Annotated in this window: 13 protein-coding genes; 3 read left to right on the top strand and 10 right to left on the bottom strand. The window is 69.7% G+C overall.

The annotated features are described in order from the left end of the window. Window positions 1-2: 2 nt before the first annotated feature. From ACJX2R_RS12395 to ACJX2R_RS12415, 5 genes are read right to left on the bottom strand one after another with little or no spacing between them, the layout of a single operon-like run. Complete coding sequence (locus tag ACJX2R_RS12395; RefSeq protein ID WP_413100146.1) at window positions 3-944, bottom strand: hypothetical protein; 942 nt, start codon at window positions 942-944, stop codon at window positions 3-5. Further along, entirely contained in the window at window positions 941-1,945 is a 1,005-nt protein-coding gene (locus ACJX2R_RS12400) for a phosphotransferase enzyme family protein (RefSeq protein WP_413100147.1), read from the bottom strand. Before ACJX2R_RS12400 ends, ACJX2R_RS12395 begins: the two co-directional genes overlap by 4 nt. Further along, complete coding sequence (locus ACJX2R_RS12405) at window positions 1,942-2,802, bottom strand: sugar phosphate isomerase/epimerase family protein (RefSeq protein ID WP_413100148.1); 861 nt, start codon at window positions 2,800-2,802, stop codon at window positions 1,942-1,944. Before ACJX2R_RS12405 ends, ACJX2R_RS12400 begins: the two co-directional genes overlap by 4 nt. A 13-nt stretch (window positions 2,803-2,815) precedes the next feature. Further along, a complete protein-coding gene (locus ACJX2R_RS12410) occupies window positions 2,816-4,060 on the bottom strand; it encodes a methionine adenosyltransferase (protein WP_413100149.1) in 1,245 nt (414 codons plus the stop codon). A gap of 21 nt (window positions 4,061-4,081) precedes the next feature. Next, complete coding sequence (locus ACJX2R_RS12415; protein ID WP_413100150.1) at window positions 4,082-5,269, bottom strand: inositol-3-phosphate synthase; 1,188 nt, start codon at window positions 5,267-5,269, stop codon at window positions 4,082-4,084. A 216-nt stretch (window positions 5,270-5,485) separates the two neighbouring features. Here ACJX2R_RS12415 and ACJX2R_RS12420 point away from each other — a divergent pair, with 216 nt between their 5' ends. Next, window positions 5,486-6,850: a tetratricopeptide repeat protein gene (locus ACJX2R_RS12420; RefSeq protein ID WP_413100151.1), complete on the top strand. Its 1,365-nt coding sequence runs from the start codon at window positions 5,486-5,488 to the stop codon at window positions 6,848-6,850. 421 nt (window positions 6,851-7,271) lie between these two features. Here the strand turns inward: ACJX2R_RS12420 and ACJX2R_RS12425 are convergent, their stop codons facing one another. The 5 genes from ACJX2R_RS12425 to ACJX2R_RS12445 form a co-directional block, all read right to left on the bottom strand. Continuing rightward, a complete protein-coding gene (locus ACJX2R_RS12425) occupies window positions 7,272-8,060 on the bottom strand; it encodes a phytanoyl-CoA dioxygenase family protein (protein WP_413100152.1) in 789 nt (262 codons plus the stop codon). A 288-nt stretch (window positions 8,061-8,348) separates the two neighbouring features. Further along, window positions 8,349-9,536: an amidohydrolase family protein gene (locus tag ACJX2R_RS12430; RefSeq protein WP_413100153.1), complete on the bottom strand. Its 1,188-nt coding sequence runs from the start codon at window positions 9,534-9,536 to the stop codon at window positions 8,349-8,351. Window positions 9,537-9,593: 57 nt separating this feature from the next. Further along, window positions 9,594-10,745 (bottom strand): MAB_1171c family putative transporter, encoded by a 1,152-nt coding sequence (locus tag ACJX2R_RS12435; RefSeq protein WP_413100154.1) that lies wholly within the window; start codon window positions 10,743-10,745, stop codon window positions 9,594-9,596. Next, window positions 10,736-11,110: a hypothetical protein gene (locus tag ACJX2R_RS12440; RefSeq protein WP_413100155.1), complete on the bottom strand. Its 375-nt coding sequence runs from the start codon at window positions 11,108-11,110 to the stop codon at window positions 10,736-10,738. The genes ACJX2R_RS12435 and ACJX2R_RS12440 overlap by 10 nt, the downstream gene beginning before the upstream one ends. 219 nt (window positions 11,111-11,329) lie before the next feature. After that, complete coding sequence (locus ACJX2R_RS12445) at window positions 11,330-11,764, bottom strand: helix-turn-helix domain-containing protein (protein ID WP_413100156.1); 435 nt, start codon at window positions 11,762-11,764, stop codon at window positions 11,330-11,332. Between the two features lie 1,376 nt (window positions 11,765-13,140). Here ACJX2R_RS12445 and ACJX2R_RS12450 point away from each other — a divergent pair. Then, complete coding sequence (locus ACJX2R_RS12450; RefSeq protein WP_413100157.1) at window positions 13,141-14,031, top strand: helix-turn-helix domain-containing protein; 891 nt, start codon at window positions 13,141-13,143, stop codon at window positions 14,029-14,031. A 2-nt stretch (window positions 14,032-14,033) separates the two neighbouring features. Further along, window positions 14,034-14,741, top strand: coding sequence for a hypothetical protein (locus tag ACJX2R_RS12455; RefSeq protein WP_413100158.1), 708 nt, complete (start codon window positions 14,034-14,036; stop codon window positions 14,739-14,741). The last annotated feature ends 86 nt before the right edge of the window (window positions 14,742-14,827 follow it).

Below are 14,827 nucleotides of genomic sequence, written 5' to 3' on the forward strand. Positions count from 1 at the left end.
CTCTAGCCTCCAGGGTGCACGGACAGTTCGGCGAGCAGGTCGGCGGAGAACTCCACGGCGGTCAGCGGCTGGGCCAGCCGCCACACCGGCACCGCATGGGCCAGGGCGAGCGCCTGCTCTGGGCGCGCGGAAGGGGCGGGCAGATACGACTGGAGCCAGGACTCGTACGGGTCCGCGGCCGCGAGGTGAGCCGCGACCGTGCAAGCAGCGGCCTCCACGGTGAGGCGGTGCAGCTCGGGACATCCGGTGCCGCGGGCGAGCAGGACCAGGGCGGACAACTCGGCGGTCTCGGCGAGTGCGGTGCCGAGTGCGGCGGCCAGGCGGTGCGGCGTCACGTAGAGCGCGCGTTTCGGGCTGTCGGCCTCGGCTGCGGCGGTCAGCATGTCGGCGGCGCCTGCGAGGTGAGGCAGAACCTCGCGGCGGACTTCGATCGCACGCGGGTAGCCGCGGGCGGTCACCCGGCCGTCGGCGCCGACGTGGAGGGAGGCGTCGTCGTTGGCGACCAGCGCCCCGGGGTGGCGGTTCAGCGCGGCGATCAGCGTGGTGGTCTTGCCTGCGCCCGCGCCGCCGAGCAGGGCGACGCCGCCACTGTTCAAGGTGAGGACGGCGGCGTTGAGGAAGACGGCGCCGTCGGTGGCGAGTTGGCGCCGCATCAGGGCACGTAGCAGCCGCATCAGAGGTCTCATCCCACCCGGCGAGGCGGGCGGAGGAAGGCAGAGAGTGCGCTCACCGGCTCCGACGTACACAGCCACCCCCGTGCGGGACGGCACCGCCTCGCCAGCGGGGTTCGGGCCAATGCGAACGGCCCAGGTGCCGGGCGGGACGTCGTCGGCAGGGCTGGGGGTGATCCACGGGTGACAGGCGTCCGTGAGCTCGTTCAGCAGCGCGGTGTCGGCCTCCACGGAGACGCGGGCTCGGCCGCAGCACAGCACAGCGGCGCTCACTGCGGATCTCCCTGGGCCAGCAGGTTCGTCAGGCGGTTGCGCTGGGCGGCGAGGTCGCGCAGCGCCGCCAATGGTCGGGCCAAGGCAGGGCCGATGCCGCAGCCGACGCGGCGCAGGGCGGCCAGGTGGGCGGGGTCGGGGAGTTGGGAGAGCACCATGGCCGGCCACAGGGCGCGGGTCTCCGCTGCGGTGAGCGGAGCCGTGGCGTGTCGCTGGTAGCTGGTCAGGACGGCGCTCAGCAGGTGACGCTTAAGCCGGTAGTCGCCGCTGCCCGTGCGGGCGAGCATCAGCACCGCGCACGCCACGTCCGTGATCCTCGGGCGGCGGCCGATGCCGTCGAGATCGATCACGCCCGTGATCCGCCCAATGTGGTGTAGCAGGTTGTGGCCGTGGAAGTCCCCGTGCCCCCATACCAGATCGGTTGTCTGCCGCAGGTCGGTGGCGTGCTGCTGGAGGTGGTCCAGGTGGAGCCGGTAGGCGTTCAGCAGCGCGTGGTGGCCCGTGGCCGCTGCGGTCGTGGCTCGCCAGGTCTCCTCCGGTGCGGTCAGCCACGCATCCCATGCGGTGTCCGGCTCCACCACCGTGGTCGTGAGGCCAAGGTGGTCGGGTAGGCGGTGGAGGGCCGCGAGGTGGGCGGCGGCCTGCCCGGCCAGCTCGGTGGTCACGGCGTCCAGTGGGCGGCCGGGCAGGTACTCCAGCAGCAGCCACGGCTGGCCCTGCGCGTCGAGTGCCCATGGCTGTCCGTCGACCGTGCGCCGGGGCGCCGCAACGGGCAGTCCCCGGGTACGGGCCGCATGGTGAAAGCCGTGCAGGAAGGCGAGCCGTCCAGGGCGGGTGTCGCGGCGCGGTCCGCGCAGCACCCACCGGCGACGCCCGGAGCCATCGGTGAGCACGACGACCTGATTGGCTGTTGCCCCGCCGCCCAGCAGGACGCCGTCGGCGGCCGGGACGGCGAAGGCATCGCGGGCCAGCGCCACCGCCGCGCTGGTCTGTGCTGTCATCGGTCGCCTCCCGGGGCGAAGAAGCGGGCCAGCACCCCGCTGGTCAGCGCGGCGGCGGCCCGGGTCAGGTGCGCGGCCGTGTCCGCCGTGTACGGCTCGGCCCGGGGGACCTCGGCGGCCACCGGCCCCGTGTAGCCGCCCGCTGCCAGTGCGTCGAGCGCGTCGGCGAGCGGCAGGCGGCCCTGGCCGGGCAGCACGCGCGCCGATCGTCCCGTCCCGGATGCGGGTTCGGTGAGGTCGGCAACGTGCACCCAGCCGACCGCGCCGCGGGGCAGGCAGGCGATGTGTTCGACCGGGTCGAGCCCGGCCAGGGCGAGCGCCGCCACATCCACCAGCAGCCCTGCGTTGGCGGCGTCGGTCCCCTGCCAGATCCGTGCGGCCTCCTCAAGGATTGGAGGCGCGTGGAGTTCGGCGTTCACCCGCAGGCCATGGTCGCCCGCCATGGCAGCGAGCTCGCCGAGCCGGGCCGCCACTACCGAGGCCCTCGCGGTCGCCGTGCGGGGGACGAACACCGACAGCCGCGGGCACCCGACCGCGGTGGCCAGGCGGCATGAGCGCTCCCACGCCTCCAGGGCATCCGGCCACCGATCGGGTGGGACAGTGAGGTCGGCGGGGGTGCCGGAGCCGCACGAGAGTTGCCCCACCCGGAGGCGATGGCGGTCCAGGAGGCGCACGAGTTCGGTATGCCCGTGCCGGGAGCGGTACTGAGCGAGAGCGAAGGCGGGCACCTCCAGCAGCGGGAAACCGGCCCGCCCCGCGGCCGGGACCAGTTGGTCGATAGGCAGCTGGTATCCGGCGGTCGCCTGATCGACCGCGACCGTGAACACCGCAGCAGTGCGGGCCTCTTCCCTGGCCATCGCCCGATCCTTGTCAGTGCATCCGGTAGGAGCCGGCGAGGATGTTCGGCACGCTGCCGGGCAGGGCCGCGAGGGCCTTGTCGACCAGCGGCGCCACTGCCTCCACGTCCGGGGCCGGGCCTCCGTCGGTACCGGGTTCGACGCGCACCACCGCGGCCCACGGGTCGGTCAGCTCCCGGCCGCTCTGCCCCACCAGCAGCACCTCGGCGCCGTGCCCGAGCTCGGCGTGGATGCCGCTGGCGATCAGGTCGGCGGCCACGCAGTAGACCTTGCCGGTGTGGTAGACGGGGTTCTTGCCGGAGATGCCCTCCATGGTGAAGGGGCGCATCGCCGAGATCAGCCCGCCGTAGCGGTTGCCCCGTCCCACCAGGCCCTCGTCCCCGGTCTCGATCGAGGACCCGGTGTGGGTGAGGTACAGCTCCGGACGCTGCTCGTCGTCGCGGGTGTTCAGCCAGATCCGCACCTGAAGATCGGGGTAGTGCTCTGCGACGTGCCGGGCGAGCGCGGCGCGGGCCGCCTCCCGGTTGGCCACGTACTTCTCCAGGTCGGGGACGTGGGTGGCGATCTGCGGCACCGCGCAGGTCAGGTTCACCACTGAGCCGGAGCGGTGGGCCATGATCTTGATGTCGCTGCCCAGCCAGGCCGGCCGCGCCTGGCCGGCGAGGACCGGCTCGACGTCAAGGACGAGCTGCTCGGTCGGGGTGGGAGGGGAGAACGCCGCGCCGGATGAGGTGTCGTTGCACGCCAGCTTCTTCAGCTCCGGCAGATCGGCCAGCGACTGGGGGGCGAACCAGCGGCTGCGCACGTTCGCCGCATCCTTCGCGCCGATGCCGCCGGGGCTGTCGCCCTGGCTGACCTCGTAGATCAGCCGCAGATCCCGCTCGGCGTCCAGCATGGGGAAGCGGTCGGCGAAGAAGGCCCGGGTGGCGTCGGTGAGCATCTCGCGCACCGGGATCGGCTCGCCGCCGAACGAACCGGAGGCGCGCCCGGAGAGCAGGACGCGGACGGGGGCGAGGATCTGCCCGCCGCCGAAGGCGACCTGGACCCGGCCGCCGAGTATGCCGGTCTTGTCGAACTGGTGGTGTAGCACGGCGCCGAAGCGCTCGTGGGTGTAGCGGGAGTAGACGGCCGAGAGGTGTTCGCCAAGTGCGTCGGCGAGGGTGTCGGGGTGGCCGTGGCCCTTGCGCTCGACGATCTCGAAGGGCTCGTCCGCCCGGCGGGCGGTGGCGGGCATGTAGGTGAGGTTGCTGCGGTCCATGGGTGCGGGTCTCCTCGTGGCTCAGGCGTGAACGGTGGCGGAGGCGGAGCTGGCAGCGAGGTCGGTGGCAAAGGCACATAGCTGCTGCCACTGGGAGGGCAGGTCGTGCGGCGCGTGGCCGTGGGGGTCCTTGAAGAAGAACGCCAGCTCGTGAAGCGCGCCGGTGCGGCCGATCTGGTGGGCGCGGGCGGTCAGGCGGGCCAGGTCCAGCACCAGCGGGGCGGCCAGCGCGGAGTCGATGCCGGACCAGGTGAAGTCCAGGCGCATGCGCGCGCCGAGGAACCCGGTGAACGTCACCAGGTCCCACGCGGTCTTCGCATCCCCCAGGTCGGGGACCTCCTCGATGCGGACACCGCCCTCAGGCAGGTAGCCCAGCGTGGCTTCCAGCACCTCGGTCTTGCTCGCGGTCTTCGCGGCGTTCGCGCCGGGCTCAGACAGGGTGGCACCGTCCCCGCCACCGAGCAGGTTCACCGACGACCAGGAACCCACCCGCAGGTTGCGGCAGGCGAACATCGGTGCCAGAACGCTCTTGACCAGCGTCTCCCCGGTCTTGCCGTCCCGGCCCGCGTACGGAACCCGCTGCCGCTCGGCGAGCTGGGCCAGCGCAGGCAGCCGTGCCCCGGTCGACGGGGTGAAGTCCACGAAACCGCAGCCCGCGCTCATGGCCGCCCACGCGTACAGCGAGCTCGCTGGCAGCACCGCCTCGCCCGCCTTCAAGGCGGCGGCCAGCGCGTCCGCATCGCTGAGGGCCGGGTGCGGTGCGGCGGCCTGCTCGGTAGACGCGACGTGCACAACCACCACGCGCTCCAGGTCGTGACATTCGGCGAACGCGGCCAGGTCCGCAGCGATCTGCTCCGCGTCCCGTCCCGCGTGCCCGCCAGCCGGGGCTGGCACCAGCTCACGCTCCGCCTCGGCGAGGTCGGCGGCCAGGGCCTTGACGAGCCGGGCCGGGAGCACCCCGGCCTCCGCCAGGGCCTCGGCCTTCTTCCCCCATGGCACGTCGGCGACGTCGTGGCCGCCGAAGACCAGCTCGTCGATGCCGGGCAGGTCCGCCTCGGCGAACGGCTCCAGCGCAGTCACCATGCCGCCGGTGCCGGCCAGGCGCGCCCGGATCGCCAGCGCTCCGACCACCGTGGTGATCGCGACCGATCCCCGCGCCCCGATCAGCCACACGCCCGTACGGCCCGTGCCCGTCTTTTGTGCAGGCATCCCCCACACCCTCTCCATGGCTCCGCGGCCCCCGCTCAGGGGCCTGGTCGACGGCCCCTCAAGACAAGCGCCGACCGGACCGAGCGCGAAATGCCCTTGTTGTTGCCTCGCGTTGCCTCACGGCGACCGTGCTGGTCCCGGCTGTCAGTGGCTGCACCTACGGTGAGCGGTGCACTGCTCGCGCTCTGTCACCCACCCCGAGGAAGGCACCTCGCCGTGACGCCGCAGCTGTTCACTCACCCGCTGGCCTTCCTCCGGCACACCTTCGGGTCCAAGCCACTGACCGCCGAGCAGTACCTGCGGCTGGTGGCTGCCCGTCACGCCGCCCTCGGCTACGGAGTGATGGCCACACGGCGGGAAAAGCAAAGTCGCTGGGAGAGCGGCACCGCGACCCCCGAGCTCCCGGCTCGGCTCGCCATCGCCGACCTGCACGGCATACCGGCCGAAGCCGTGCACACCCTGCCATGGCCGGACTGGTTACTCCTGGCCCTCGATAACCGCACGGTCATCGACTTACCGTGGACTCAGGCGGGCATGCTCCATGCCCTGGCGGACACCGCTCGCGGAGGGCCAATGGACCGACGTGCGTTCCTCATCGCCACCGGCGCCACCCTCACCGGCGCCGCCGACCACTTCCTCGCCTCCCTCGGACACCCAACCCCCACAGCAACCACAGGCCGGCTGAACGTCACCCCGGCCACGGTCGACCACCTCGAACAGCGCCTCAATCACCTACGCCACCTCGACGACACCCTGGGCGGCGGCAGCCTGCGCACCCTCGCCACCGAGGAACTCAAGCTCGCCACCAGCCTGCTGGACAACGCCCGCTACACCAGCACGGTCGGCACCAGGCTCCACTCCGCCGTCGCCGAAGGCGCCCGGCTGTGCGGCTGGCTGTCTTTCGACTCCGGCCACCACGCCGCCGCCCAGCGCTACTTCCTCACCGCCCTGCGCGCCGCAGCAGCCGCCGACGACCGCGCCACCGGCGCCAACACCCTGGCGTTCATGGCCATCCAGACCTACTCCACCGGCAACCCCGCCGACGCCGTCGACCTCGTCGAAGTCGCCCAGAACGCGCTCGGCCAGAAAGGCACCCCACGCGTGAAGGCGATGCTTCACGCCCGCATCGCCCGCGCCTACGCCAAGACCGGCCAGCGCAAAGAGTGCGCCCGCGCCCTGAACGACGCCCTCGACGCCCATGCCCAGGGCCCGCACGACGACGATCCGGCCTGGTCCTACTGGCTCTCAACCGGCGAACTGGAAAATCTGGCGGGCTCATGCGCACTGGATCTCGGCGATCCCACTCGAGCCCTGCACCACTTCGACGCCGCGCTGGGCGCCGCGTACGACCAGGACGGCTACCACCGCGACCACGCCCTCTACCTCACCCGTGCCGCCGAGGCCCACCTCGCCCAAGGCGACATCGAACACGCCTGTGCCAGCGCCTCCCAGGCCGTCACCCTGCTCGGCGGCGTCGCCTCCGCCCGCAGCTCCTCCACCCTGCGCGGCTTTCGCGACAAACTCGCCCCCCACCGCGACGCACCACCCGCCCGTGACTTCCTCGCTTCTCTCGCCAGCTGACCGTCCCGTCGGCCCGGGCTGACCTGGTTCCGAACACGCGGTGAGGACTGCGGGCACCCAGGGCGCATCCGCCTTCGCGGCGATAGCGCCCTCACGCGGACGCACTGCCTGTGCCGCGACTGCTGTACCCAGCCCAAGGCCATCGCACCATCGGCTGGACGCCCGTCTTCCTCATCCTGAACGTCGGCAGCTCAGTGAAGTCCGCATCGCGTGCACTGCGAGGCCGTGCCGACGGGTCGGTACGGCGGTGACGGCTGTGATCGGCCGAACCTGATCGGTCGTGCTGGAACACGCAGGTCGCGGACAGGCAGAGCGTCAGTAACTGGCCGAATCAGATCACTCAGGGCCATTCCTCGGTGCTGCGGTGTCAGAGCCGCGTTCGGCCGACACCACGCACAGGCCCGACTCCTTACGCCGCTCCCTACGAGCGGAATTCGGCGAGCGGATCAGTGACGACCTCGCGCCACCGTTCCCTGTGGCCGCTAGCACGGAGCCGGTAGTACACCGTCTCTCGCCGCCCCGTCTCAGCCACACCGTCGTGGTCACCAATGTTGTGGGCTAGCAGGTAGTGTGCAAAAAGTACGCTGCCCGCGCGGCCGACGGCCTGTGTCGGCTCACCGAGTTCGATCTTCGGATAGGGGCCTGGATTCATCTCCTCGACCCGAGCCAGGGCGTCCGCGCCGAATTCGGCGAGGTACTGTCCGAAACGCAGATGGGTGCCCGGCCAGACCCACAGGTTCCCCCGGTGCCGCCGGTCATGATCGGTGAGCCATACACCAGCCAGCAGCGAGAACGTCCCCGGACGTCCATCCTCTTCACCCGGCGTCAGGCCATCGACGTGCGGCCCACCCGGCGGATGCGGCCATGGCGGGACCGTTGTGGCCACCTGTGCGGAATCGGGATCCTGCACGGCCAGGTCCGTACGTAGTAGCTGGTCGGCGAGCTTCCCAATGCCCGTCTCCTGATAGAAGGAGAGCAGCGGATGGCCGGTTGAGGGGAAACGCGGCCATAGGAAGTACGGTCCGACGTGGTCGTCGGCACAAGGCTTCCGCTCCAGCATGGCAGCAACCATCCGGCGCCCCTTGGCGATCTGCTCGTCGCTGAGCACCCCGGGGATCACTACGAATCCCTGCTGACGGAACGCGGTCCTCATCTCGCCAGTGATGGTCACCATGCAGTCCAGTGCATCAAGCGGCGTATCCTCCAGCAACCGAATTACCTTGCCGACCAGGCCCACGCGCCATCGCAGCCGGCACCGGTACGTGATGTTGGGCGTTCAACGCTGTGTAGTACGCGTCGGCGGAGTAGGTCGAGGTTGGCCGCCCTAATCCCGTGTACTTGAAGAGACGCGCGTCACGTGTCCCACGACCTGGCTGGAACTGGCAACCTGTGGCAGGGCGCCGCCGATCTGCCGTGTCTCATGTTCGATGGGCCTCGGAATCGCTCGCTCCTGGCAGCATGGCTTGAGGAAGATCGTTTATCCATACTCTTCCCACACTCATCGCCGGACCATCCTGCCCCCGGATACGACGAGACGGGCGTTGCGCAGGGCTCCGAGGTCCGTGAGCGGGTCCCCGTCTACGGCGAGGATGTCGGCGCGGTGGCCTTCGGCGAGGCGTCCAGTGTCAGTGATGCCCAGAGCCTGGGCGGCGTCCTCTGTGGCCATGTCGATGATCTTGTCGTTGGTCAGCCCGAGGTACTGGTAGAACTCAAGAGCGCTGACGATCCTGTCGAAGGCTGCTCGGGGCACGCCGGCGTCGGTGCCCGCGATCATGGGAATACCGAGGCGGGCCATCCATCGCATGGAGCTGAACATCTCTTCCGCCCTCTGGTGGCCGACCCTTTCGGCGAGGGCCCGCCAGTTGGGGCTGGTGGCCGGGCAGACCGAGATGCCTTGCGCCTTGATCTTTTCGGCGAGGTCCTCGCGGAGATCGAAGCCGCCCTCCTCGCTCATCCAGGTGCAGTGTTCGATGGTCGCCACGCCAGCGTTTACTGCTGCCTCGATGCCGTCGGTGCCGTGTGCGTGGACGGCCACGGGAAGTCCGTGGCGTCCGGCTTCTTCCACCGTGACGCGAAGCTGGTGCTCCGTGAACTGGTTCTGCCAGATGGCGGGGCCGTCCTTGGTCATACCGCCGCCGGTGCCCATAATCTTGATGACATCCGCTCCCCGGTCCGCGTTGCGGCGCACCATGTCACGGATGGCGCCCTCGTCGGCGACTTCTCCTCCGAACATGTACAGGTGTCCTCCGGGGGAGGTCAGCGGTGTGGCTGAGGACAGGATGCGTGGGCCGGGCAGCGTTGTGTCGTTGATAGCGTCGCGGAGGCGGATGACCAGGCCGTTGCGATCTCCGAGGTCCCGCACGGTGGTGACGCCGCTGTGCAGGAGCTGCTGTGCGCGTTCGGCCATGCCCTCCAGCAGGGCGTCATCGTCGGTGTTCTGTACGGCGGTGAGGGGGTCATTGCTGGCGTCGAAGATCAGGTGGACGTGCGAGTCGATCAGGCCCGGCAGCAGCGTGCCGTGCGGGAACGCTGTGGGGGGCAGTCCCGCGGGGGCGAGCCGTTCGATTTCCTCACGTGGTCCGACCGCGGCAATCCTGTCCCCGCGCACCAGTACGGCACCGTCGGGAATGAAGGATCCGTTGAGGCCAGTGATGACCCGGCTGGCTGTGATCAGTGATTCGGTCATGCTGCCACTCCTTAATGGTTGGTTGCGCCCGTTGGCTGGGGTGCCGGGCCAGGTGATTCACCGTGGGGGGTGGTTGTTGCGCGCGCTTGGCTGGCTGTTCAGGGCTTGTGAGAGGAGAACGAGTTGCCGTACGTCGGCGTCGAGACTGTCTTCACCGGGCTGGGCGACGGCTACGGCTCGTGCAGGCTCGGCCTCGTCGACCGCATGGGTCCTCAGGGCTGACCGCAGATGACCGGCGAGAACTTCGGGGCCCGCGTCCTCCGGCACACCGAGTTGGGCGAGGTAGGGGCTGACGTGTACCAGACCGTCGCGGCATTCCAGGGCCCGGCGGTAATAGCGGTAGTGAGTGCCGCGCAAGAACAGCCGGTCGCGCCAGCCACTGGCGGGCACCCGGTTGAGGGCGTGCTGGGGAAACGCGTCGTGCAGCGCTTCCCATAGCGGGCGCATACGTCGGTACGCACGGCGATGCTGCAGCCAGATCCGCGCGCTCGCCACCCGCATGGCAATGCTGGAGTAACTGACGCCGACGACGAAGAGCGGGATGGCGAGCGCCAGGAGGACGTGGGAACCGCTGTTCAGCCATCCGGGCACATGCGCACCGCGCCACCGTGTTACGTCGATGGCGATGCGGCCGACGTTCGCCGCCACCAGGGCTGCAAGGGCGCCCGCTGTGAGCCATAGTCCCGTGGCCAGAGGGCGGAGCGAGATGCGGGCGTAGCGCCAGGTCCACCGTAGTGCCGCGGCGAACGCGTAGACCAGGTAGAGCAGGGCGGTCACGTAGAACACGGCTACTGGTGTTCTCGTCATGTCGGCGGTGGCGAAGCCTCGGCCTCTGATGTTGTCCGGTGTGGTGAGGGTCGTCAGGGCGAGGACGGCGATGGCCAGCGCCAGTGGCAGTGCCTCCCATCGGGCACGGCGGCTGGCTGTTTGCCGCTCTTCAGCGGAGAAGAGATACACGCACATCAGCCAGTAGACCGCGCCCAGAAGCAGCACGTTCTGTACCAGGCGAGCGGTGCCCAGGCCCGTGAGGTGGTCGACGAGGCCGGCCCAGGTGTCCAGGCCCAGGGTGATGGTCGCCGCCGTGCAGGTGACGCAGAGAGCGATCGCGCGCAGCGTGAGGTCGCGAGGCGCCCGGGAGAGCTGGAGCAGCTTCCAGAGGGCGGCGAGGTGGAGGATCGCGGCCGTGATGAGGGAGCGGGTCACAGCCACCCCAGCCGGTCTCCGAGGGCCGTCTGGACCCGGTCGAGGCTCGGGGTGGAGGCCGGTCGCGGGGTGACACGGTCCAGGACCGAGGCCCACTCCATGATGATCGTGGCGACCAACTCGGCTTGGCGTTCGTGCTCTTCGTCGTATGCGGTGCGCCGCAAGAGCCGTTTCACCGCTTTAACCGAGAGGTTGGGGACCGCGGTCTTCCACAGTTCGTCGTCGTCGAACGCGTCGCTGTCGTGGTCGGCGAGGATGTGGCCCACCTCGTGGAGGATGATGTGCCGCTGGTGACTCGCGGTGGTCTCCTGCTGATACAGGATGTAGTCAGTGGACGGGGCCGCGATCCATGCGCCGAAGGGTCCCGGCACCGGGAGTGCGTGCGGCACTAGCCGGATAGGGCGGCCGCGTCGCTCGCCGAGTTTCTGGCAGAGTGTTTCCACTCGCAAGGGGGGCTGGATGCCAAGGGCTCGCAGTTCTCGCTTGCAGCGTCTGCGAAGCTCTCGTTCTTTCACGTTGATTCTCCTGCACACGACCCCCGTCGCGACAGCAGCACCCCCTCTTCACGGCATGACGTCGCCTCAGACGCGTCAGTCGCGATGCTCTGCCTGCTCCAACCTGTAGACGACGTCCAGCAGGTCCATTACCTGCTTCCGTCCTTTGTCCGACAGCTCGCCGGCACGCATGGCCATCAACTTGATGTCGCCGTTCTCGAACGCCTCGTTGACGCTGGCCTGCTCGGCAGCCATTTGCGCCAGCTTCCCGTCGACCTCTCCGGCGACCGCGTCGTCGAAGAAGTAGGCGACAGGCACGCCGAAGAAGTTCGCCAATGCCTGCAAGTGGCGCATGGTCGGGTTGTCCTTCTTACCCTTCCGCAGCTGCCAGATGTAACTCTGGGAGATAGTGATCCCCGTCTTGGAGATCGCCTGCGCCACGTGCTCGTTGCTGTGCTCCCGGCCGTCGTCGGTGATCGCCTGGAACAGTTTGTTGATCTTGTCCGCCAGGGTGCGGGTCTGTTCGCTCACCACTTCCCCTCTCGATTGCCAATCCGCGAGTGTACACGAGTGGAGACGACACAGACTGGCACCTTCACGACAGTTGAGCGGACAGCGATCTCGATATAGGGTCACTCATCAGCGACTTCCACTGAGATGGAAAGCCGACCGAATGATGTCTACATGTGAGTGGAAGCAATGACCGAGCCCCAGGACTCGTCTCCGGCCACAGAGGCGAACACCCCCGGACGCCGGACCCTCGGCACCGAGGAAGGCCCGGCACCTACGCGAGACACTCTGCCACCCCTCGCCCCGAGGGCGACCCTCACCCAATCACAGGCAGTGCACGCAAATCACCCTTTTCGCCTTTGGTCGGAACCTGAGTCCCAAGGTGATCGAATGCCTCACGACCAGCGCAGCAAGAAGATCGAATTACTTGCTGGAGCCAGTGAGAAACTCAGCGCACTGTGACGGACTTCTCGGCATTACCGTGAATCATCATCTCCGGTATCACCATTCGGCCAGCACTCGCCTCACAGCAACGAGCTGGCCACAGGCGACTTCACCGGTCACGTCGCGACGGCGTGCGGCCATGTGCCACCAATAGGGTCGCCATGCACGGAGGGGTTGCTTGAAGATCCCTGTCGAGACATCCGAAACACCGGCACACCACAATCGCCCGGATTCCAGGCCGACTTGGGGCAGGCGAGGCAATGTCTCACCCCGCGAGTTCCAGCAAACCGTTGAGCCGCCTATGAATCGTGACCCGGTATCCACATTTGTTCGTGGCCGGTCTCCGGGCACTCCGCTCAGCGAAGACAGCAAGGGCCGATGTGTGGCACACACCGAATCGCCAGGCGGAATGAGTCCGGAAAGCAGCGACGACGCCTGGGCGGGCGGCTCTCATACGCCGGTCGCGGTGCGGCACTCCGGCCCAGGCAGGGGTCACAGACCATCCCACCCTCGTCACTCTCTGCAACCAGTACAGAGTTTAAGAACCAACTCTGGATCTTGACACGGGTCCGTGCGTATGTTCGTCGTCCCCGGGCAGCCCGCCCGCGGCAACGGACGTGAGGAGTAAGCAAGCACGGACCGGACCGAATAGGTCCGCAATACAGCGACGGCGTCCGAGAGCGAACTCCCGGACGCCGAACGCTAAGCGGCATATCCGCCCCGGCAAGGGCGGAGCTTGCCCACCATCACCACGCTGATCCCATTCCACCGGGCGCGTCAGCGTGGCAACACTGCAAAGGGGAGTATCGCATGCCTTCTGCCCTGCGTAAAAGGCCCTTTCGCCTGGCCTGCGCGGCAGCCACCTCCGCCTCGGCACCTTCGTACCCTGAGCCGGAGCACACCATCCCGACACCGGCGAGCCGCCAGTCCCGTCTGCTCATCGGGAGCGGCCGATGAGCCGCGAAGCCCGCGAGTGGGTGTGGGACCACAGCTCCAGCCGGGGGGCCGCGCGCCTGGTACTGCTGTCGATCGCCGACCGGGTGGCCGACGAGCAGTGCGTCTCCTGGGCCTCGCTGTCCAGTCTGGCCAAGCGCACGCGCGCTTCTGTCTCCACGGTGCGCGAGGCCATCGACCGTCTGGTTGACGCCGGTGAGCTGGAGCAGCTCGACGACCTCACTGGCCCGCAGCGCAGCACCGTCTACCGCCTCCCCCTGGCCGCCAAGGCCGTGGCAACCGCGAGGGAGCAGGACGATGACGCCGACCAGACGTCGGCGGACGGGCCCGAGGTCACCTCGAGGCTCCGGATCTCGGCCCTGCGGCGGTGCGGGATCCGCCCGCGTGAGGTGCCGGAATCTGCCGCGAGGGTCCGGAAACCGGCAGTACCGGAATCCGGCAGGTCCCGAAGGAAACCGGCACAGCGACGTGCCGGAAACCGGCACAGCGATGTACCGGAAACCGGCACACAGAACCGTAGTAAACCTGATTTGAACCGTAGGTACAGCAGTGGTGGTGCTGCCGTCACCTCGGCTGCCGAGTGGCAGGTCGACTCTGCCACCCACACCTGGGCCCGCCAGCAGGGACACCTCGACCGCCTCGGCGAGCAGGGCCTGCGGGCCGCCGACGCGAAGTGGCGCCTGCACCGAGCCGACTGGAAACCCCGCTCCTCGGATGCCTGGGCTGCCGACTGGCGCTCCTGGGTCGCCCGAGAGCACCCCCCAGCTCGCCAGAACCTCCACGCCGTACCCGACGGCGGACACCGCCCGGCGCACGGCATGACCCGCACCGAGGCGCACCAGGCCGCCCTCCTTGCCGCCCTCGACGAGCCGACCGGAACGGAGGGCTGACCGTGGACCGCCGCGAAATCGCCGCTCTGCTGGCCTATATCGGCCGACTCGACCCCCGCACCATCCGCACCGACCAGGGCGAGGCCCGCGACCAGCTCGCCCAGTGGCACGAGCTGCTCGGCGACGTGCCGATGGCGACCCCGCACGGCTGGGACGCCCGCGTCGCCGCCCGTCAGCACATCCGCACCTCGCCGTACCAGATCCTGCCCGCGGACGTGGGCCGTCCCTGGGAGGGCTACCGGCGCGACCGCCTGGCGAGGCACTCCGACCCCACGCCGTCCGTCGACCCGGACGACCAGGCCGCCTGGACCGCCGAGCTGGCCGGCACCCGCCGCGCGGTCGCCGCCGGCACCGCGCAGCCCGCGCAGGCCCGGGCGATCACCAGCGGTCGCGGCGGGATCGATCCGAAGCTGGAGGCGAGGCTGCGGGAGATCGGCTCCTGCATACCGCCTGCCGCCCGCGTCGCCCTCGCGCCCTACCGGCCCGCCCGAGCAGCCCGCGAGGCCACCGTCGCGCAGGGGCTGCCCGACGCCCTGAGCGTGAGGTGTGAGTGGTGCCTGGCCCAGTCCGGCGAGCCGTGTCGTCGCCGCCGGATCGGCCCCGACGGCGGAGCGCGCGGAACCGCCCCGCGCGCCACCCCGCATCCCGGCCGTCTCGATCTCGCCGCCGCCCAGCAGACCGAGCAGGTCCACCAGCCGGCCATGACCTGACCGGCGCATCCGGCCCGCGCAGCCCGTCCGATGCACCGCCACCCAACATCACCGTCCCGCTCCGGCTGCGGCGCACGCCTTCGCGT

Source organism: Streptomyces sp. Inha503 (assembly GCF_047215865.1).
Classification (GTDB): Bacteria; Actinomycetota; Actinomycetes; order Streptomycetales; family Streptomycetaceae; genus Streptomyces; species Streptomyces lycopersici.

What these genes read in the sequence shown, in the direction of transcription:
- ACJX2R_RS12410 (WP_413100149.1), bottom strand. Translation starts at nt 4,060, where the DNA reads ATGGACCGCAGCAACCTCACCTACATGCCCGCCACCGCCCGCCGGGCG.
- ACJX2R_RS12400 (WP_413100147.1), bottom strand. Translation starts at nt 1,945, where the DNA reads ATGACAGCACAGACCAGCGCGGCGGTGGCGCTGGCCCGCGATGCCTTC.
- ACJX2R_RS12415 (WP_413100150.1), bottom strand. Translation starts at nt 5,269, where the DNA reads ATGCCTGCACAAAAGACGGGCACGGGCCGTACGGGCGTGTGGCTGATC.
- ACJX2R_RS12430 (WP_413100153.1), bottom strand. Translation starts at nt 9,536, where the DNA reads ATGACCGAATCACTGATCACAGCCAGCCGGGTCATCACTGGCCTCAAC.
- ACJX2R_RS12450 (WP_413100157.1), top strand. Translation starts at nt 13,141, where the DNA reads ATGAGCCGCGAAGCCCGCGAGTGGGTGTGGGACCACAGCTCCAGCCGG.
- ACJX2R_RS12405 (WP_413100148.1), bottom strand. Translation starts at nt 2,802, where the DNA reads ATGGCCAGGGAAGAGGCCCGCACTGCTGCGGTGTTCACGGTCGCGGTC.